This is a genomic window from Dickeya aquatica, assembly GCF_900095885.1.
Classification (GTDB): Bacteria; Pseudomonadota; Gammaproteobacteria; order Enterobacterales; family Enterobacteriaceae; genus Dickeya; species Dickeya aquatica.
Genome location: NZ_LT615367.1, coordinates 76,007 through 96,362, shown reverse-complemented (window position 1 = coordinate 96,362; position 20,356 = coordinate 76,007). Strand labels below are relative to the sequence as shown.

The 20,356-nt window shown below is 53.7% G+C and carries 14 protein-coding genes; 1 reads left to right on the top strand and 13 read right to left on the bottom strand.

Going from position 1 to position 20,356, the window contains the following annotated elements:
* The 9 genes from bcsB to dppA form a co-directional block, all read right to left on the bottom strand.
* On the bottom strand, positions 1-2,637 hold the full coding sequence (gene bcsB / locus DAQ1742_RS00405; protein ID WP_232046571.1) for a cellulose biosynthesis cyclic di-GMP-binding regulatory protein BcsB: 2,637 nt from the start codon (positions 2,635-2,637) through the stop codon (positions 1-3).
* Positions 2,634-4,739, bottom strand: coding sequence for a UDP-forming cellulose synthase catalytic subunit (gene bcsA / locus DAQ1742_RS00400; RefSeq protein WP_051124147.1), 2,106 nt, complete (start codon positions 4,737-4,739; stop codon positions 2,634-2,636). The genes bcsB and bcsA overlap by 4 nt, the downstream gene beginning before the upstream one ends.
* 105 nt (positions 4,740-4,844) lie before the next feature.
* Positions 4,845-5,660 (bottom strand): cellulose biosynthesis protein BcsQ, encoded by an 816-nt coding sequence (bcsQ, locus tag DAQ1742_RS00395; protein WP_035345157.1) that lies wholly within the window; start codon positions 5,658-5,660, stop codon positions 4,845-4,847.
* On the bottom strand, positions 5,651-6,262 hold the full coding sequence (bcsO, locus tag DAQ1742_RS00390) for a cellulose biosynthesis protein BcsO (protein WP_035345160.1): 612 nt from the start codon (positions 6,260-6,262) through the stop codon (positions 5,651-5,653). The genes bcsQ and bcsO overlap by 10 nt, the downstream gene beginning before the upstream one ends.
* Before the next feature lie 564 nt (positions 6,263-6,826).
* Entirely contained in the window at positions 6,827-7,822 is a 996-nt protein-coding gene (dppF, locus tag DAQ1742_RS00385) for a dipeptide ABC transporter ATP-binding subunit DppF (protein ID WP_180706305.1), read from the bottom strand.
* A gap of 8 nt (positions 7,823-7,830) precedes the next feature.
* Entirely contained in the window at positions 7,831-8,811 is a 981-nt protein-coding gene (gene dppD / locus DAQ1742_RS00380) for a dipeptide ABC transporter ATP-binding protein (protein WP_035345166.1), read from the bottom strand.
* Positions 8,812-8,839: 28 nt separating this feature from the next.
* The gene (gene dppC, locus DAQ1742_RS00375) at positions 8,840-9,745 is read right to left on the bottom strand and encodes a dipeptide ABC transporter permease DppC (RefSeq protein ID WP_035345169.1); all 906 of its coding nucleotides are present in this window, start codon (positions 9,743-9,745) and stop codon (positions 8,840-8,842) included.
* A gap of 13 nt (positions 9,746-9,758) precedes the next feature.
* On the bottom strand, positions 9,759-10,778 hold the full coding sequence (dppB, locus tag DAQ1742_RS00370; RefSeq protein WP_035345172.1) for a dipeptide ABC transporter permease DppB: 1,020 nt from the start codon (positions 10,776-10,778) through the stop codon (positions 9,759-9,761).
* Positions 10,779-10,952: 174 nt separating this feature from the next.
* The gene (gene dppA / locus DAQ1742_RS00365) at positions 10,953-12,560 is read right to left on the bottom strand and encodes a dipeptide ABC transporter periplasmic-binding protein DppA (protein ID WP_035345175.1); all 1,608 of its coding nucleotides are present in this window, start codon (positions 12,558-12,560) and stop codon (positions 10,953-10,955) included.
* A 1,233-nt stretch (positions 12,561-13,793) separates the two neighbouring features.
* Between dppA and DAQ1742_RS00360 the strand changes: the two genes are divergently transcribed.
* Positions 13,794-15,134 carry a 2-hydroxycarboxylate transporter family protein gene (locus tag DAQ1742_RS00360; protein ID WP_035345181.1) on the top strand — a complete coding sequence of 447 codons (1,341 nt, stop codon included), beginning with the start codon at positions 13,794-13,796 and terminating at the stop codon, positions 15,132-15,134.
* 106 nt (positions 15,135-15,240) lie between these two features.
* Here the strand turns inward: DAQ1742_RS00360 and dcuR are convergent, their stop codons facing one another.
* From dcuR to ibpB, 4 genes are all read right to left on the bottom strand, one after another.
* Positions 15,241-15,963 carry a two-component system response regulator DcuR gene (gene dcuR / locus DAQ1742_RS00355; RefSeq protein ID WP_035345183.1) on the bottom strand — a complete coding sequence of 241 codons (723 nt, stop codon included), beginning with the start codon at positions 15,961-15,963 and terminating at the stop codon, positions 15,241-15,243.
* Between the two features lie 12 nt (positions 15,964-15,975).
* On the bottom strand, positions 15,976-17,589 hold the full coding sequence (locus DAQ1742_RS00350) for a sensor histidine kinase (protein WP_035346425.1): 1,614 nt from the start codon (positions 17,587-17,589) through the stop codon (positions 15,976-15,978).
* A 132-nt stretch (positions 17,590-17,721) separates the two neighbouring features.
* Positions 17,722-19,134 carry an anion permease gene (locus DAQ1742_RS00345; RefSeq protein ID WP_035345186.1) on the bottom strand — a complete coding sequence of 471 codons (1,413 nt, stop codon included), beginning with the start codon at positions 19,132-19,134 and terminating at the stop codon, positions 17,722-17,724.
* A 728-nt stretch (positions 19,135-19,862) separates the two neighbouring features.
* The gene (ibpB, locus tag DAQ1742_RS00340; protein ID WP_035345189.1) at positions 19,863-20,300 is read right to left on the bottom strand and encodes a small heat shock chaperone IbpB; all 438 of its coding nucleotides are present in this window, start codon (positions 20,298-20,300) and stop codon (positions 19,863-19,865) included.
* Positions 20,301-20,356 lie beyond the last annotated feature (56 nt).

Here is a 20,356-nt window from a genome sequence, read left to right as displayed (position 1 = left end):
TTATTTTTTACCTGAACCCGCATCACGCCGGGTAGACAGCCGTTTCTCTGCCTGCATTCTGAGCAGGGATGTCAGCCCAGCCCCGATTACCGCGGCCAGCAACAACGCACTGAGCGCCAGCAATACCGAGTGCTGGTTGGCATACCAGATAATCATCATATACCAGGGCATTTCGCCCACCGGGAACTGCGGCCCGACCCGGAAACTGCGCACGCCATTTTCGTTGGTGATAATTGCCGTATCACCGCGAATGGCCGCATTAATACCCGGCGAATTCAAATCGCTGTAGAGGTGCGATAACTGCTCATCACTGCTGCCGGTGGCCACCACCACGACCCGTCCGTTATTCCACGGCGAGCGGTAGCTCAGGAACCCACGCCAGGCTTCGTTCGATGAAAAATAGCGATCGGCATCGATTGGCGTGCGATCCCAGTCGCCGGTCAACAACGTGCGCACATGTTCCCAGCTACTCTGGGTTCTGACCGAGAAGGCGCGATCGTTCACACCAAAAGGAGAGTCCGCCAGCAGGCTCTTGTTAAACGCGCTCTGCCCAAGGGATGTCACTGCCAGCACATCGCTGTTCTCAAGCTTCAGGCGATCGCCCGCATTGGCAGGCAGGCCAAACATCACTTTAGCCGCATTAAGGCTGACGCCGGTGGCATCACCCGCCCGGCCCGCCAAATCCAGCAGCAGGCCAATCTCCGCATTGGTGGGTTTTTCCGGCAGCAACATCACCGTCTGGGCGTAATCCGCCAGCCGGGAGAACGGGAACGCAGCCCCGACAAAGTAAGACAGGTTAGGCAACAGCGTGAAATGGCGCGTCCGGCTTAAGTCGATAGAGGCGCTGTCTGCAATCTGACTTTTGATGTTGTTATTTTGCAACACACTGCACGGGGCATCATCTTTGGCGCGAATATTAAAATAGAGCTGGAACTGGTTGTAACCGTAGATAAGGTAAGGATCGACCTTAAGCGTGTAGGTTTCCTGACGGCTGTCGCCGCCCATTTCCCGCCATGCCCGCTGCAATAACCCCACTTTGTTGACCGTCAGGTTACGCAGAAACGTGCCGTTGAGCATCACATTGAGGTAGGAGCGATCTTCATCAATCCAGCTCTCTGAAGGAAAACGGTAATCCACTTTTACCGGAATGGTGTCGCCATCCCACAAGAACAGATCCGGGGCCGCCCGAAAGTTGATACGTAACGCTTCATGCCAGATACCGCTGACCGTCATGTTCTGGTCTTTACGCAGCAGTTCGCTAAACCGCACCGGACGGTCAGTATTGATCCAGCGCGGCGCATCATACGGGCGGCGGGGCGTGATGGTCTGAGGCGGCACCGACAGCGTCGCCCCGTCACCGTCCAGCGGTTGGCTGACCAGACGGTAAGCGGCCTGACGCAACTGTACTTCGTCCTGACCAATGACCAGCATCAGCTTGTAGACCGGGTTTACCGGGTTATCCACCAGTTGCAGCGTAGGGCCGCTCACCGGCGGCAACACCAGCGTCCCCACTTTGTCACCGGGGTGGCCAAACACGATGCCGCTTTTCTCCGGCAGCGCATCGCGTATCACCGGAAAGCTCGCGCCGTAACCATCCATACGCATACCAAGCCAGGAAGCCACCAGCGATGCCGCACCAACCTGGCCTGGGTTTACCTGCTCGGGGAACACCATCGGCACCACCGCTGGCGTCATTTGCAGCGGGTCAATAAACGGGCGCGGGAAGTTGCTCAAGCGGGTGCCGATATCTAACTGCTGGCCTTCGAGTTGCAAGGTCGTTTCAGGCAAAATAGTCAGGTTATAACGGGTCGCGCTGTCGCGCTCACACAGCAGGCGCTCGGCATCATTAATACGAAAACTGAGGTTATTGCTCGACACCACCATCGCGGCGGGAATATCGAGCTGAAAGCGGGTACTTTCACCGGTTGCCGCACTCAGCGGCACCGTGCCAAGCGGCTGGCCATTGAGCATCAGTTGCATCGACGCATTAAGTGCCGCCAGCTCCGGTGACACCCGCAGCGATAAATCCAGCATCGCATTGGTCACAACCTGGTCGCCCGGCAGGGTAAACATTACACCCGCCTGCGTCTGGCCACCGGCCAGTGTAATCCCGTGGGACTGCCCCATTTGGGCAACGGAAACCCGGCTGGCCAGCGGCTGATACCCGGCATCGCCGCCCACAGGCAGTGGCATTGATGGCGTCGTTGCGCCCGCGGCATCCGTCGTCGCGTTATCCGGTGCGACGATGGCAGGAAGCGGCGGCGTGGTGGCAGGCAAATCCGCACGGGTAGCATCACCGCCCGGTGCAGGCACAGCCGGAACAGACGAGTCCGACGGCACAAAAAACGGCGAGGTTACTGCTGGTGAGGCCGAAGGGGTAGCAACCGGCGGTGACACAATGGGCGGCATCGCCGGAATATTAGCCGGGCCCGTCGCCGGGGTCGTCACCGCATGCTGGGCTGCATTCCCGCCAGGGCTTAACATCATCGGCAACGGCGCGTCATCATTCTCTGGCGCAGCCAGTACCGCGGCTGAACTCAGGGCCATCACACCGGCTATCCACAAAGACAGCGGCAGTCTCGCTGCCAGCGCGTTCGCGTTAACACGCAGGGTAGTCAAAAAACCGGGTGTCATCATGTTGCGGCATCCTCTTTTTTCACATCCACCGGTGCAGACGCCGGTTTTTTACTGCGCGTTGTGAGACTGAGCCAGAAGAACTCGCACACCGTTTTGACCACCGCCCACAGTGAACGCAACGGGCGATCCTGAGCATAGGGCGGATTGATCCAGGCATCGGCACGCGAGAGCACCACCCGCACCAGCGCCCGGCGCTGGGAGAGCGGAATATCATCAAAACGCAGGCGAATTTTGCCATCATCGGCCGCCACAGACTGCACCGGCAGGCAAATCTCGCTCGATTGCAGTAACAGCTCAATGGCTTCGATTTCATCATGCTCGTGGCGTTTGTCCGGGGCGTTTAGCTGCGCACCGCCCATCGACAGGTTGACCGTGGTGGTACGTGATGCAATGCCACTGGCATAGTGAATAATCGCCGGAACATCCACATCAACGCGGATGGTTTTACGCACCTGTTTGGTTTCCCGCGCCACGGCAATCGCTGCCAGTAACGTCAGCAGACTAAACATCGCCCACACCAGATTGAGCACAATCACATAGGGGTCAACGTTGAAATAATCATGGGCGACGATGCGGGTAATCCCGGCCACGACCCCAGCCCCAAGCAGCAGCGACGCGATGAGATGCGGCCGGACGATACGAAAATCAAAAAAGCCTTCGTCCAGCAAGCCGCCTTTATCGGTCACGTTGAATTTGCCATGTTTGGGTGAAATCAGCGTCACCAGCGTTGGGATAACCAAATGAAACGCCATCACCGTTTCATAAATTTCACCCCAGAAACTGTAGCGAAAGCGCCCGGTCATCCGTGAGTTGACGTACATCGAAATCACCAGATGCGGCAGCGCATAGGCAAAAATCATCAACGCCGATGAGTGAATGATATTGAGATTAAACAGCAAATAAGCGAGCGGAGCCGTCAGGAAGGCGACTCGCGGCAAACCAAACTGAAAGTGCAGCATGGCATTGAGATAGCACAAACGCTGCGGCAACGTCAGCCCGCGCCCCAGCAACGGGTTATCCACCCGGAAAATTTGCGCCATGCCGCGCGCCCAGCGGGTACGCTGAATCACATGCAACACCAAACGTTCGGTAGCCAGGCCCGCAGCCAGCGGAATCGCCAAAAACGCGGATTTCCACCCTTTACGCTGCATTTTCATCGCGGTGTGCGCATCTTCGGTCACGGTTTCAACCGCGAACCCGCCGATGTCATCTAACGCGGAACGGCGAATCACCGCACAAGAGCCACAGAAAAAGGCCGCATCCCACAAATCATTGCCTTGCTGCACCGGGCCGTAAAACAGCGCCCCTTCGTTGGGGATCTGCCGCGCCGCGCGCAGGTTACGTTCAAACGGGTCGGGCGAGTAAAAATAGTGCGGCGTCTGTAACAGCGCCAGTTTCGGGTCTGACAGGAACGGGGCGACGGTCGCTTGCAGGAAGATTCGCTTGGCTACGTGGTCGCAGTCAAACACGCAAATCAGCTCACCTTGTGTCAGTTTCAGGGCATGATTGAGGTTGCCTGCTTTGGCATGGGCATTGTTATCACGAGTGATATACCCGACCCCTGCCTGAGCGGCGAAAACGGCAAATTCGCTGCGCTTACCGTCATCAAGCAGGTAAACCTTCATTTTATCGCGTGGGTAATCAATACATTGCGCCGCCAGCACGGTATCGCGTACCACATCCAGGCTTTCGTTATAGGTGGGAACATATACGTCCACCGTTGGCCACACGTCCGTGTCTTGCGGCATCGGCTCGATAGTGCGTTCCAGCGGCCAGGTGGTTTGCAAAAAGCCCAGCATCAGAATGACCCATACGTACAACTCGGCGACAAACAGCCCGATGCCCAGAATCGCTTCGATTTCCGAGTTAAAGTGCAGGGTTTCCGTCGCCCGCCAATAGATATAGCGAGTAGACGTCAGTGTCGCCATCACCACCAGTATGACGGTCACCGTCCGGCGTTTGCTCTGCCCTAATAAAAGCATCAATCCGATACTGATCAGGCCGAAGATATATTGTTTTTCACTGTCCATCGGGGTGATAACCACCACCACCGCAACCGGCAGCAAAACCAACAATAACGCCAAAAACAGGATCTTTTTCATAGATTATCCTGAAGTCGATGGATGAAAAAAGTCCGTAAGAACATGCCCTGCCCCCACAAAGGGCCAGGGATGTGAGTCCATGCAGGGTGTCAGGTTATGTTCGCATTATCGACCTGACACGGCCTGATATGCAGGAAAATCAGCCTGTACTTCGCCATTACCGATGCGGATATCCAGCAACGCTGCCACACGCTTTCCGATAAGCTCAATATCAAACGCCGCCGCAGACACCGGGCTGAAATCAAAAATCGAACGCTGGGAGGCATTGGCTTCAGCAACGCTCTCATCACGGTGTACGCTGCCTATCAGTTTGTCCGGCATACGCTGCTGAACAAACGAGGCCACCTGACTACAGAGCGCACGGCGATTATCCGTCTGATTTAAAAGCAGATAAGTGCCTTTTTTGCGGTTGAGCTCCTGACCGGTCAGTTTGTTGTTCTCAATCTGTGGCATTAACGATAACGAAGCAGTATCCGCCATCATCACCACCAGATGGAGATCGGCAAGCTCGGTCATGGCTTTCAGCGCCGGACTCGGGCCGGGTGGAAAATCGGCAATCACCACCAGGCCGGGATAATTCATCACGGTACTCAGGCCACGACGCAAAAACAGCGGGTCATTGGCCAGATTATGCTCAAACGCCAGCCGCTGTTCTTCCGTTACGCCGCCGTAAGGCAGCACAAAAATATTGTCGTCACTGGTCAGAATGGACTGGCTCCAGTCCGGCGTTTCAGCGGATTTGGCGACGAATCCCCGCTCGTCGGTAAGCGGCACACCAAAATGCAGGCGCAATGAATTTTGTACATCAAAATCAATCGCCAGCACTTTACTTCCCCCACGGGCTAACGCATAAGCCAGATTGGCTGCCATGGTGGTTTTTCCGACACCCCCTTTCGGAGAACACACACACACTAACGGCATAACGCAATCTTCTCCAGCAAGGGTTTTAATAACATCGTTTTTGATAATGAGGGGGTATTGTCTGGTTGGCTGCGGCTACTGAACAACGCCCTAAAACGACCGTTTTCCGCCGCCTCCCCAGCGGCGGCGGCAAAGGCCGCCGGGCGCACCGCAAGCGGAGCAGCCGGTGTTTGCCATTGCTCTTTATGCAGCAGCGTGACCTCAGCCACCGGCTCAGCAGGTGCACTCACCGGTTGTGGCAGTGATGGTTGCACTGGCGCGACCGGCTTTGTTGCCACCACAGGCGGCAGCGACGCGGCCACGGCACTCAACAGCGAAGGCGCGGCATCCGGCACGGCCGTTTTCGGCGTTAAACGAGGGAGATGAGGCGCGGCAGCCGCCGGTTCGTTAAATAACGAAGCGCTGACCAGCACAGGTTGCGCCACACCGGTTAATTGCGTACCAGACAATGAGTTATCCTCAGCCGGGTTGCGCAACAACTGTTTCATCAATGGCCATGCAACAGCATCTGACTGCAACATCTGGCTGGACATGTCCCTGAAATCAATATCTTTTATTTGGGCTTTGTCCCTAAAGCGCTGCATATCATCATAACTGTTCATCTGACTGTCATTTCCCTGGGAAAGGGTGGCCGAAATACGCCGCCGGGCGGCAGCGCAAAAAACAATCTTTTAAGATTAGTCTTATACCTATGTTTGTGACGAAGGTAAATTCCCTCTGAAAAATAAATAAGTATCCTGTAAGTAATCCGGCCTTTAATACGAATAAACAGCACAATTACTTATGCGACCATAAATTTATGTGATGGACTGTCAAAAGGTCGATAATCACCGTATAAATTAATCTATTCACGCCGAGCACTTCATAAAAATTAAAATGAAATTTACATATTTCACAAAAAAACAGCGGCGATTAGCCTGCAAAACAGTAAAATAAATTAATCATTCTTATTAGAATCACAGCTTATTTATTGAATTTTTCTAAAGGTTATTGCGTTTCTCTCCGCGTCGCCTCATGAAACAGGCACAATACAGGGATACAAATAGGGAACATCAGGCGCGAAAGATCCAAAACGCCTCATCAATGATGAACGGGCCGATGTTTGTGCATAAAAAAACGGCCCCGCTGGTTAACCGGAGCCGTCCTGATGCTTCACTGCCCGCAGGTCAGCTTGCCTGACTGTCTTCCTGCTCTACCGCAAAGCAGGCGACCAGTTGCTCGCCGTGCGGTTTCAACTGCGGTTGCAACTGGGTGCAGGTGCCGAAACGGTGCTGGCAACGTGCGTTGAAGGCGCAGCCCGGCGGCGGACTGAGCGGGCTTGGCAGCTCGCCGGTCAGCTTGATGCGCTCACGGCGCGCGTCCGGGTTCAGGCGCGGCGTCGCAGACAACAGCGCCTGGGTGTACGGGTGGCGCGGGTTGTTGAAAATCGCGTCTTTGCTGCCTTTTTCGACGCAGCGGCCCAGATACATCACCATCACCTCATCCGCGATGTGCTCCACCACCGACAGGTCGTGCGAAATAAACACGTAAGACAGCCCCAGTTCCTGCTGCAAGTCCATCATCAGGTTTAGCACCTGTGCGCGCACCGACACGTCGAGCGCAGACACCGGTTCATCAGCGATCACCACATCCGGGTCAAGCATCAGCCCGCGAGCGATAGCGATACGCTGGCGCTGGCCGCCGGAAAACATGTGCGGGTAGCGGTCGTAATGCTCGGTTTTCAGCCCCACTTTCGCCATCATCGCCAGCGCTTTTTCGCGCCGTTCGGCTTTGGTGAGCTCGGTGTTGATAACCAGCGGCTCTTCCAGGATCTGCCCGACCTTTTTACGCGGGTTGAGCGACGCATACGGGTTCTGGAACACGATCTGAATTTTCTGGCGACGCAGCTTCTGCGCCGCCGGGTCTGGCTTGAGCAGATCCTGACCCTGATAATACAGCTCGCCGTGTGACGGCGTTTCAATCATGGTCAGCAGGCGGCCCAGCGTGGACTTGCCGCAGCCAGACTCGCCCACTACTGCCAGCGTTTTGCCGCGCTCCAGCGTGAACGAAACGCCATCGAGCGCTTTCACCAGTCGCTCCGGCGCGAATAGCCCTTTTTTCACCGGGTAGTGTTTTTTCAAATCAATCGCTTCCAGCAGGTATGGCTGCCCGGCAGCGTTCATGGTCTGGCTCATACGCTTGGCCTCCCGGCATCATCCAGCGGTGTGTGACATTTCACCTGACGACCGGGAATGTCCCGCATCTCAGGCTCTTCCTGACGGCAACGATCGCTGGCATAAGGACAGCGCGGATTGAGCAAACAGCCGTTCGGCCGGTCATATTTCCCCGGTACCACGCCCGGCAGCGACGCCAGCCGTGATTTGTCTGCGGCAAATTCCGGCAGCGCGCGCAGCAGCGCCTGGGTGTAGGGGTGGCGCGGGGCGCGGAAAATGTCCGCCGCCTTGCCCGATTCCACCACCTGCCCGGCGTACATCACGATGATGTGGTGCGCCGCTTCCGCCACCAGCGCCAAATCGTGGGTAATCAGGATCAGCGCCATGTTCTCTTTTTGCTGCAACTCCAGCAGCAGTTCGATGATCTGCGCCTGAATGGTCACATCGAGCGCGGTGGTCGGTTCGTCTGCTATCAACAACTTCGGCCGACAGGCGATCGCCATCGCAATCATGACGCGCTGGCTCATCCCGCCCGACAACTGGTGCGGATACACATCCAGCCGCGATTCCGGGTCAGGAATCCCCACCTGATTGAGCAAATCAATCGCGCGCGCGCGCCGGGTTTTACGGTTGCCACCCTGATGCACTTTGATGGCTTCCATAATCTGGTAGCCCACGGTGTAACACGGGTTAAGGCTGGTCATCGGGTCCTGGAAGATCATCGCCACTTCCGCGCCCACCAGCTGACGCCGCTCCTTATCAGAGAGCGTCTGTAAATCACGCTGGTTGAACTCCAGCTTACCGGCCATCACTTTGCCGGGGAAATCAATCAGCCCCATGATAGCCAGTGAACTGACCGATTTGCCGGAGCCGGACTCACCGACGATACCGACCACCTGCCCTTGTTCCACCTGATAGCTGATGCGGTCTACCGCACGAAACGGCAGCGCCCCCTCGCCAAAGTGCACCGACAGTTTATCTACATTGAGTAACGCCATCTCTCTACCTCTATCGCCGCTTGCGCTGTCACTGCTTGAGTTTGGGGTCGAGAGCATCACGCAGGCCGTCCCCCATCAGGTTAAATGCCAATACCGTCAGCAAAATCGCCAGTCCGGGGAACGTCACCACCCACCAGGCGCTCTGCGCAAATTGCAGCACGTCGGAGAGCATGGTGCCCCATTCCGGTGTAGGTGGCTGTGCACCCATGCCGAGGAACCCAAGCGCAGCCATATCGAGAATGGCATTGGAAAAGCCCATCGATGCCTGCACAATCAGCGGTGCCAGGCAGTTGGGAAAAATGTTGATAAACATCTGGCGCAGCGCCCCTGCGCCCGCCACGCGTGATGCGGTCACATAATCACGGTTGACCTCCATCAGCACCGCCGCGCGGGTCAGGCGCACATAGTGCGGCAATGACACGAAGGTCAGCGCCAGTGAGGCGTTGAAAATGGAGGGGCCGAAAATCGCCACCAGCACCAGCGCCAGCAGCAGGCTCGGCAACGCCAGCATGATATCCACCAGCCGCATGATGCCAGCATCTATCGAACCGCCGAAGTAACCGGCTACCAGCCCGAACACAATGCCCAGCACCAGTGACATCAGTACCACCAGGCAGCCGACCAGTAACGACAGGCGTGCGCCGTACATCAGGCGTGACAGCACATCGCGCCCGACATCATCGGTGCCAAGAATAAACTGCCAGCTGCCGCCTTCCTGCCAGACCGGCGGCTTTAACAGCGCCTCACGGAACTGTTCGGCAGGCGCATGGGGAGCCAGCACACTGGCCCCGACAGCCACGATCAGCATCAAAACAATGTAAACCAGGCCGACGACGGCCCCTTTGTTGCGTTTGAAATAGTGCCAGAACTCCTGAAGCGGGGTCATCGGCGCTGGCGCAGCCGTTTGTGCTGCGGGTTGCGTGATTTGCGTCATTCTGCGCCTCCTGTTATTTCTTATGCCGGATACGCGGGTTCACCACGCCGTATGTCAGGTCTACCAGCAGGTTCACCAGAATTATCATGGTGGCAACCAGCAATACCCCCCCTTGCACCACCGGATAGTCACGGCGTTGCAGCGCATCAATCAGCCAGCGCCCGAGCCCCGGCCAGGAGAAAATGGTTTCCGTCAGGATCGCGCCAGCGAGCATGGTGCCCACCTGCAAGCCAATCACCGTCACCACCGGCAGCATGGCGTTGCGTAGCGCATGTACCACAATCACCCGCAGGCGGCTTAATCCTTTGGCACGGGCAGTACGGATATAATCCTCACCCAACACTTCCAGCATTGCCGAGCGCGTCATACGCACAATCACCGCCAGCGGAATGGTGCCCAGCACCACCGCGGGCAGCACCATGTGCATTACCGCATCCTTGAAGTCACCGTCCGCGCCCCAGATTAGGGTATCGATCAGCATAAAGCCGGTCAGCGGCAGGGCATCATCTAAAAACACCGTATCGCCAACGCGCCCGGACACCGGCGTCAAGTTCAGTTGCACGGAAACCAGCATGATAAGCATCATGCCCCACCAGAAAATCGGCATGGAGTAACCGGTCAGCGCCACACTGACAGCGGTATGATCGAACACGGAACCGCGTTTGACCGCCGCCAGCACCCCGACCGGAATACCGATGATCACCGCGAAAATCATCGCGCAAACACCCAGTTCCAGCGTGGCTTTAAAGCGCGGTACGAACTCGTCCAACACCGGTATCCGGCTTTTCAGTGACATGCCTAAATCACCGTGCAGCACGCCATAAATGTAATGCAGGTATTGCTCCCACAACGGCTTGTTAAGCCCAAGCTCTGCCATTAACTGCGCATGGCGCTCTGGAGAAATACCGCGCTCCCCTGCCATGATCATTACCGGGTCACCGGGGATCATGTGCACGAAAGCGAAAGTCAGTAGGGTAATACCGATAAACGTTGGGATAACCAGCCCCAAACGCCGGAGTATGAACTGCAACATATCCCGAACTCTCTGTGCGTTCTCTTATTAGAGATAAAGGGCCCAGCGGTCTCGCCGCCGAGCCTGACATGGCTCACTGAAAAAACGGACGCCGAAGCCTCCCCGCTATTCCCCGATAGAAACAGCAGGGGCGATAGCACAGCTATCGCCCGTGAATATAACGTATATGGATGATTACTCTACGGATACGTGATTAAAGTTATGCACACCGCGTGGCTCGATAACATAGCCTTTCACGTTTTTACGAATCGGTTCATACACGGTGGAGTGGGCAACAATCAGCGCCGGAGCCTGATCGTGCATCACTACCTGAGACTGCTTGTACAGCTCAATACGCTTGGCCTGATCGGATACGGAACGCGCTGGCTGAATCAAGTCTTCAAACGGCTTGTAACACCATTTGGAGTAGTTGGAGCCTTTTTTCGCCGCATCGCAGCTAAACAGCGTCGCCAGGAAGTTGTCCGGGTCCCCGTTGTCGCCAGTCCAGCCCATCAGCACCGTCTGGTGTTCACCGGCTTTGGCACGTTTGAGATACTCACCCCACTCGTAGGTCACGATTTTGGCTTTCACGCCGACTTTGGCCCAGTCAGCCTGGATCATCTCGGCCATACGGCGCGCATTCGGGTTGTACGGACGCTGTACCGGCATCGCCCACAGATCAATCTCAAAACCGTTTTCCACACCCGCTTCTTTGAGCAGTGCTTTGGCTTTGGCAGGGTCATAGGCGTAATCTTTCACGTCATCGTTATAACCCCACATGGTTGGCGGGATCAGGTTCTTCGCAGCCTGACCGGCCCCCTGATAGACCGCATCAATGATGGCCTGCTTGTTCACCGCATAGGTCAGCGCCTGACGGATTTTCACGTTATCCAGCGGTTTTTTCTCAACGTTGAACGACAGATAGCCCACGTTCAGACCTGGCTTTTGCAGCAGTTCAATGTTCTTGTCCTGCTTCATGCTGGCGAGATCGGCCGGGTTCGGGTACGGCATAATCTGGCATTCGTCTTTTTGCAGCTTGGCATAACGCACCGAGGCGTCCGGGGTGATGGAGAAGACCAGGCGGTCAATGCTCGGTTTCGTGCCCCAGAAGCTATCAAAGCGTTTGTAGAGAATACGGGAGTCTTTCTGGTATTGCTGTAACTGGAACGGCCCGGTGCCGATAGGGTCAAGGTCAATTTTCTCCGGCGTACCGGCTTTCAGTACCTTGTCGCCATATTCAGCAGACAGAATCGAGGCGAAATCCATCGCCAGGTCAGCCAGGAACGGCGCTTCGGCACGGGTCAGTTGGAAGCGGACTGTGTTGTCATCCACTTTCTCGATTTTGCTGATCAGTTCATTCATGCCCATGCCTTCAAAGTACTCGTAGCTACCGCCGGAGACTTTGTGGAACGGGTGGTTGGCATCCAGCTGACGCTGGAAAGAGAACAGCACGTCATCGGCATTGAGGTTGCGGCTCGGTTTAAAATCTTTACTGTCCTGCCACTTCACATCTTTGCGCAAATGGAAGGTGTAAGTTTTACCGTCAGCACTGATATCCCACTTCTCAGCCAGACCCGGTTCGATTTCGGTGGTGCCGTTTTTGAACTCGACCAGCCGGTTATAAATTGGAATGGAGCTGGCATCAAAGGTGGTACCAGAGGTGAACAGCTGCGGGTTGAAGCCTTCAGGAGAACCTTCTGAACAATACACCAGGGTTTTTGCCTGTACACCGGCGGCAACAGATAGCGCCAGAAGACCAAGGCTGAATTTCATCACCCTTGATTTCATCAGGGATTTAGCCATTACATGAACTCCATTGTGGATGTTGTGTGTGAGTCAGACCCGTTGTTGTGCTCGCGAAGTGAGGTGATCGCAACCGCTATCGCGCCGGAGATTATCGCGACCCTTGTTTATCGCGGTGGTCTGTACGTCTTCTTTTCTGTGTCAGTCCTGGGAAGCCCAAAAACGAACACGAGAGTAAACAGGGAGAGACAACAATGCGGGACAAGCAGGAAACCCCGCCAGCCCTGTCGGATCAATCATCATGATTCCGGGTACTCTGCCGCTCTCCTCCTTGTGACGCCCACAATGTGTCAACAGATCACAATCGCGTCAATATCGCCTGTTAGGATTTACAAACAGAAACCACAGGATCACCAAGGTATAAAGTTAGCCTAATATCGGCAATTTTTGGTGACTAAATCCACATAAAAACAAAAAATCAACAGGTAAAACCAGAAAAACCGCACACACCAATAATTATCACCACACAATAACTCATAGGAAAATCCTCTCGAATGGTGAATTAGTGCACAATAAAGCGTGTTAAAAAGGTTAAATACAGGTGAAAATACTGACAAAACGACGCCAGGAGTGATGTATTCCTATCATCGGTGTGAACATGCACCAACTATTTGCGCAATATAAAAAAACTTTATCGCACAGCGGGAATGCCGACCTGACGAGCATCGCCTTCATTCATCATGACTGCCAGCCACCACATCGCCTGCTGAGTCGATAAACCGCCACGCACAGGGTCAAGGGCCGTTCTGCGACGCTACACGCAAAGCGCTATGTGATACAGCTTTTTCATGCCCGTCACCGGCGGTTTTTGATATTTTTACGCCGGGGTTTTTATTTATGTAACTTTTAAAAATTTATTTTTATTTTCGTCACGACATGATATTTTTCAACTATTACGTCGCTTATCTGCTTTCAAAATTATTTCTTTATCAGAAAACCCTTCACTATTTACTCCGCAAACAAATTTTAATTACAAAACGACTAATTAAATTACTTAAAAGCGAATTGGAGCGCAGTTCACAACTCTTTCATGTTTGTAGCGAATGCCTATTATTTTTAACATTTGCCTATGCTAGATTACCTAAAGAATATATCGTCATAATAATAACATCGCCTGTTTATTTTGATGGTGTGACTGATGGTTATTGTGCGCCGCACTTTAACAAAACGTTTCCACGCCTTGCAGAGCAAGCCTTATCCTCTGTCCTATGCCGCTACAACAGGGTGAATATAATGAAAAACATTGAAACTGAAATACTGAGCGACAATACGCTTACAGCCGCACCATCAGGTTTACTGGAGAATATTAACAAAACCCGTATCGGGTCTGTGCCGTTTATTCTTTTCCTCGTTATCTCTGCTATTGTCTTTATTGCGTCTTACGCCAGTTATCTGCCTAAAAATATGATTGGCGGGTTCGCGGTGATTATGACGATGGGTTTTTTACTGGCCTATATTGGTCAACGTATTCCTGTGCTAAAAGAAGTCGGCGGGCCAGCCATTCTTTGCCTGATGGTGCCGTCGGTACTGGTTTACTTCCATTTGTTTAACGCCAACACGCTGGATACCGTCAAGCTGTTGATGAAAGACGCCAACTTCCTTTACTTCGTTATCGCAAGCCTGGTGGTCGGCAGTATTCTGGGTATGAACCGCGTCATCCTGATTCAGGGGATGATTCGCATGTTTATCCCACTGGTCATCGGTACGGCGACCGCCGTGATTACCGGTCTGCTGGTCGGTAAAGTGTTTGGTTATAGCTTCTACCACACCTTCTTCTTCATCATCGTTCCTATCATCGGCGGTGGTATCGGCGAAGGCATTCTGCCGCTGTCGCTGGCTTACTCGTCGATTCTCGGCCAGACGCCGGATGTCTACGTCGCCCAGCTCGCGCCTGCTGCCGTTGTCGGTAATATCTTCGCCATCATCTGTGCCGGCGTACTGGCGCGTATCGGTATCTGGCGCAGTGATCTGAATGGTAATGGCAATCTGGTACGTAACGCCGATGACAGTGCGCTGTTTGCGGTGAAAGACGCACCCAAAACGGTGGATTTCCACCTGATGGGCGGCGGTCTGCTGCTGATCTGTACCTTTTTTATCGTCGGCGGGCTGTTTGAGAAAGTGCTGCACATTCCCGGCCCGGTACTGATGATACTGATCGCCGTGCTGTGTAAGTATGGCCGCGTCATTCCCGCCAGCATGGAAACCGGCGCGAACAGCTTCTACAAATTTGTTTCCAGCTCACTGGTTTGGCCGCTGATGATTGGCCTTGGCATGCTGTATGTCCCGCTGGAAAGCGTTGTCGCCGTGTTCTCTGTCGGCTATGTGGTGGTGTGTGGCTCGGTGGTGCTCTCGATGGCGCTGATAAGCTTCTTTATCGCTCCATACCTGAAAATGTACCCGGTTGAAGCCTCTATCGTCACCAGTTGCCACAGTGGTCTGGGCGGTACGGGCGATGTGGCCATTCTTTCTGCCTCTAACCGTATGTCGCTGATGCCGTTCGCGCAAATCGCCACCCGCATCGGCGGTGCGTCCACCGTGATTGCCGCTACCCTGCTGCTGGGCTGGCTGGTGTAATTCTTCAGCGGAGTTAATGCGACAAGGCCACGGATTCCGTGGCCTTTTTCATTTCATTGCGTCGGATAAACAAGCCACGGTAATCGTGGCTGGTTATGTATCGATGTTATTCGCAATACTGGCGCAGGGCGTCCTGTTTTTCCGGCAGTAACCGATAGAGATAAACCGGGCGACCTGTCGAGCCGTAGAGAATATTGGTATCAAGAATGCCGGTATCCGCCAGATAGATAAGGTATTTGCGGCAAGATACGCGGGAAATACCAATCGCATTGGCTAACATCTCAGTGGAAAACTCAGCGCCCTGATTACCTTCAATCCACTCGCAAACCGTGCGCAATGTCAGGCTGGTTAAGCCTTTCGGCAGTTTCTTACGCTCGACAGTCGGCGTACCGCTGGTGCGGCGGATGAGATTATCGATGTCCGATTGCGCGACAAACTCACGGTGCTTGAGCAAATTAGCTTCTTCACGATAGGCGGTCAGCGCCTGCTCAAAACGAGCAAACTGGAACGGTTTAATCAGGTAATCCACCACGCCATAATGCAGCGCCTTTTTGATGGTATAGACATCGCTGGCAGATGAAATGATGATGACATCCGTGTGTTCACTGAATTCACGGATGGTCGGCAGCAAATCGAGGCCATTATCCTGCTGCATATAAATATCCAGCAACACCAAATCGATAGCACAGTCTGGCTGCATTAACAGATTTCGTGCCTGCTGTAGCGTTGGCACGGTCGCATAGCAGCTAAACCCGGAAATCTGATTCAGATAACACTTATTCAACTCCGCTACCATAGCGTCGTCATCAACGATCAGTACATTTATCATGGTCAAATTGCCTTAATCATGGTCAAACTGCCTTGCCTGATACGGGATATTCACAAAAAACTGGGTGTAAACGTCCGGTTCGGATTCAAAATCAATAGTGCCGCCAATTTTCTCAAGGCTCTGTCGGGTGAGATACAACCCGATGCCCCGTCCGGCACCTTTGGTGGAAAAGCCTTCCTGATAGATGCGCTGCTGGATCTCCGGCGCAATGCCCGGCCCATCATCACTGACCGTACAATGCAGATGCCCGTCCTGATGGTGAAAGGTGACGGTAATTTCACGATTCTCCAGGCCGGAGAGCGCATCCATGGCATTTTCGATCAGGTTGCCCAGCACGGTGATCAATTCATTGGTGGCACGGGCATCGTCGGTATCGGGTAACAGGCTGTCTTCACTGACAGACAGCGTGACCCCTAAATCCCGCGCCCGATTGATTTTACCTAACAGGAACCCGGCAATCACCGGAGATTTCACTTTGCGGATAATCGAGCCAATCTCCGCCTGATAATTATTGGCGGTTTTTAAAATATACTCTTCAAGCTGTGGATAGTATTTCAAATGCAACATACCGAGGATCACATGCAGCTTATTCATGAACTCGTGAGACTGGGCGCGCAGCGCATCGGCGTAGTAAGACATCCCGGTCAGGCGCTGAAGGAGCTGACTGACTTCGGTTTTATCACGGAAGGTCGCAATCGCGCCGATAATATCGCCCTTGACCACCACCGGCACCGTGTTAATCAGCAACAGGTTGCCGTTGAAATTGATCTCTTCATCCTGACGCGGCAACCCGGACTCCAGCACCTTCTCCAGGTTCATCAGCGCAGGCCAGCGGCGTAACGTGCTACCTGCGGCCAGCGTTTCACCAGAACCATGCTGGCTGAACACCCGCCGCGCCTCATCATTGATGATGGTGACACGCAGGTTAGTATCAACCGCGATCACCCCCTCTTTGATCTGTTTAAGCATGGCGTTGCGCTGCTCAAACAAGTTGGAAATTTCGAACGGCTCAAAGCCCAGCATGATGCGTTTAAGGGCTTTGACCAGGAAGTACGTCCCCAGCAGCCCGACCAACGCGCCAAACAAGATAGTCCAGGGGATTATCCAGCGGTTTTCATCGATAACCGACTGGACGCTGGTCAATGAGATGCCGACGACAACCACGCCAACCTGCTGATTATTTTCATCAAACACCGGCGTGAACGCGCGTAATGCCGGGTCCAGCACCCCGCGATTTACCGCCGTATTCTCAAGCCCCAGCAACGCCGGATACAGGTCATCCCCGATAAAGTGGCGGCCGATTTGCCCCGGCTCCGGGTGGGAATGGCGGATACCGCCCATGTCCGTCACAATCACAAACAGCAGGTGATTGCGGCTTTTCACCTCTTCGGAGAAACGCTGAATCAGCGCCGGATTGCCGAGTCCTTTGAGATCGTCAATCACGATAGGTGAATTGGCAACGGTGCGGGCAATGGCAAACGCTTTGTCTTTCAGGTGGCTTTCGGTTAATTCGGTAATGCGAAAAAACAGCAGTGCATACACCACCAGTAACACCGAGCCTATCACCGCCGATACCATCAGGATTATCGAGGTGCCAAGCTTCAGCGGCGTTTTTTTCTTCCCCATGTCATGCTCCGCAATACGCATCATCTATCCTGTTATCTTAACCTGTTCATGCGGTTTCTGCGCCATTTCCCACCCGCTAATAACAACGCCGCCGCCCTTCTACAGGCGGCGGCGTTGTTACAGCAGCGGACGTTACCACATCCCCAAAATCTTCCACCACAGGCTACCAATACCCAGCCAGATAGGGATGACCACCAGACCCACCAGAAAACCTATCCGCCACCAGGTGCCTAATGGCAAATAACCACAGCCAAACATAATCGGGGCCGGGCCGCCGGAGTAATGGGTCGTTGCCATAAACAGGTTACTGAATGCGGCGAACGCCAGAACGGTTAATACCGGCGGTGCACCGGCGGCGATGGCGATAGAAACAAAGATGGCATACATGGCGCTAATGTGCGCCACAGCACTGGCCATAAAGTAGTGGCTGTAGTAGTAGACCAGCAGCAGCAGACCAATCATCGGCAGCCAGTGCATCCCGGTAACGGCATGGCCGGCCATGCCGCCAAGCCAGGCGATGAGCCCCATTTTATTGAGCTGTGTCGCCAGCATCATCAACACGGCAAACCACACCACGGTATGCCAGGCTTCTTTCTCACCGGTGACATCTTCCCAGCTCAGCGCGCGGGTCAACAGCAACACGCTCAAACCGCCCAGTGCCGTCAGCGTGGCATCAATGTTCAGCGATGCACCCAACACCCAGAACACCACCAGGCCGAGGAATACCGCCAGCACAATCCACTCGTTGCGGCTCATTGGCCCCATTTCCTGCAAACGGACTTTAGCCAGCTCGCGCATTTCCGGGGTTTTCTTCAGTTCAGGGGGATAAAAACGATACAACACCAGCGGAATAACCAGCAGCGACAATACGCCCGGCACCAGCGTCGCCAGCGCCCATTCCGTCCAGCTAAGATGCACGCCGAACTGGGTTGCCAGTTTGCTGATGAGCGGGTTGCCCGCCATTGAGGTCATAAACATCGCGGAGGTGATGGCGTTACACTGAAAAATCGTCTGCACCAGAAAGGCCCCGATACGGCGCTCGGTGCCTTGTTCCGGGGTGGAGCCATAGGCTTCGGCAATCGAGCGAAACAGCGGTGTAATAATGCCGCCACAGCGCGCCGACGTAGACGGCATCGCCGGTGAAAACAGCAGGTCGGTAAACACCAGGCCGTAGGCCAGCCCAAGACTGCTGTTACCCAATTTGCTGATAAACAAAAAGCCAATACGGCGGCCAAAACCGCTTTTGATAAAACTGCGCGAAATGAAGAACGCACAGGCAATCATCCAGATAGTCGGGTCGCTAAATCCGACCAGCACCTCTTTTACGGGCAGCAAGCCCAGCGCGGCCACGGCGGTAATACTGAAAATGGCGATAGCACCAAGAGGGTAAGGAGAAAGGATCAGGCCAATCACTGTTGCCACAAATATGGCCAACAAATGCCATGCTGAAGCATTGACTCCTTCAGGAACGGGAATAAACCAGAATAGAACGGCAATACCAAGGATAATAAAAAGCTTCACTAACCTGCCATTATTTGCAGACATACCAACACCACTCAAGATTAAAACGAAATCAGCCTTATTTACCGGAGGGCCCGTGTCGTGAGTGGGGGATCTATTTTATTTCTTCATCTCATCATCGCAAAAACAGCGGGTGCAGCTTCAGTAAAATTAATAATAAAAACATCAACAGTAAAAAAAAGACGAGAAAATAAAGTGACTAGGGTGCTTTTCTCGTCCCATCAAAATCAAGTGAAGTAATCAACGAAGGAATAGTATTATAAAAACAAAACGCATCATTGTTATTTTAATTACTAAACAGGTTTAATAATTTACCTTTCAAAAAGAAAACAGCATTTCAGAAAATCTTCCACCATCAACTTAATGCCTGCAAATAACATTTAACGAACATACAATTAACCACAAAGCACATAATTATTCATTAAAGATAAAGTATGTTAATTACATTATTTATTACATAACTTCGGCGGGTATTAAATAATATTTGAGTATAGCGAGGTGAGTACAATGAGCTTTAAGAAATAATCATTATCATATCGTCTTGATCGTGAGCTGAACCGACCGATATGGCTGCAAAATAGCGGTTCATCCATCAGAAAATGCGCCACGGTCAATTCGATAATCACCCGGTGACTTATCAAATCACCCTAATGAGAGCACGATTTCGCTGCTGGCTTATCGCTGCCGTGGTCACGCGACATGTTAACAAACCGCGCCCGGCCATATCACTGGCACAGGCGCTGTTTTACACATTATGACGGTGCGTTATTGGCCTCTTCTGGCTGGCGGCCAATGGCGATGCGCTGTGGTTGCAGCGCCAGCGGCACCTCACGCACCAGATCAATATGCAACAAACCATGCTGGAACTGCGCCTGCGACACATGCAGGTGTTCTGCCAGCGTAAAGCTCAGTGAAAAGGGTTTAAACACCAGCCCCTGATGCAGGTACTGCGCTTTTTTCTCTGCCAGTTCCGGGGTGCCTTTAACGGTCAGGCGCTGACCTTCTACCTCAATGTCCAGCTCCGGCTGGCGAAACCCGGCCAGCGCCAGCGTAATACGGTAGTGGTTGTCATCGATTTTCTCGATGTTGTAGGGCGGAAACTCAACCGCTTCCTGACTCCCCATACTGCTGGCAAGCTTGTCAAAACCAATCCACTGACGCAACAGCGGGGATAAATCGTAATTACGCATGATAGAAACTCCTTCTGTGAAGCGAGATAACGGTTTTCGGCCAGGGCCGAAGCGTT

What these genes read in the sequence shown, in the direction of transcription:
- dppF (WP_180706305.1), bottom strand. Translation starts at nt 7,822, where the DNA reads ATGAACGCTGCCGGGCAGCCATACCTGCTGGAAGCGATTGATTTGAAA.
- DAQ1742_RS00345 (WP_035345186.1), bottom strand. Translation starts at nt 19,134, where the DNA reads ATGTCTGCAAATAATGGCAGGTTAGTGAAGCTTTTTATTATCCTTGGT.
- dppD (WP_035345166.1), bottom strand. Translation starts at nt 8,811, where the DNA reads ATGGCGTTACTCAATGTAGATAAACTGTCGGTGCACTTTGGCGAGGGG.
- bcsQ (WP_035345157.1), bottom strand. Translation starts at nt 5,660, where the DNA reads ATGCCGTTAGTGTGTGTGTGTTCTCCGAAAGGGGGTGTCGGAAAAACC.
- dppB (WP_035345172.1), bottom strand. Translation starts at nt 10,778, where the DNA reads ATGTTGCAGTTCATACTCCGGCGTTTGGGGCTGGTTATCCCAACGTTT.
- dppA (WP_035345175.1), bottom strand. Translation starts at nt 12,560, where the DNA reads ATGGCTAAATCCCTGATGAAATCAAGGGTGATGAAATTCAGCCTTGGT.
- ibpB (WP_035345189.1), bottom strand. Translation starts at nt 20,300, where the DNA reads ATGCGTAATTACGATTTATCCCCGCTGTTGCGTCAGTGGATTGGTTTT.
- DAQ1742_RS00360 (WP_035345181.1), top strand. Translation starts at nt 13,794, where the DNA reads ATGAAAAACATTGAAACTGAAATACTGAGCGACAATACGCTTACAGCC.
- dcuR (WP_035345183.1), bottom strand. Translation starts at nt 15,963, where the DNA reads ATGATAAATGTACTGATCGTTGATGACGACGCTATGGTAGCGGAGTTG.
- DAQ1742_RS00350 (WP_035346425.1), bottom strand. Translation starts at nt 17,589, where the DNA reads ATGGGGAAGAAAAAAACGCCGCTGAAGCTTGGCACCTCGATAATCCTG.
- bcsA (WP_051124147.1), bottom strand. Translation starts at nt 4,739, where the DNA reads ATGAAAAAGATCCTGTTTTTGGCGTTATTGTTGGTTTTGCTGCCGGTT.
- bcsB (WP_232046571.1), bottom strand. Translation starts at nt 2,637, where the DNA reads ATGATGACACCCGGTTTTTTGACTACCCTGCGTGTTAACGCGAACGCG.
- bcsO (WP_035345160.1), bottom strand. Translation starts at nt 6,262, where the DNA reads ATGAACAGTTATGATGATATGCAGCGCTTTAGGGACAAAGCCCAAATA.
- dppC (WP_035345169.1), bottom strand. Translation starts at nt 9,745, where the DNA reads ATGACGCAAATCACGCAACCCGCAGCACAAACGGCTGCGCCAGCGCCG.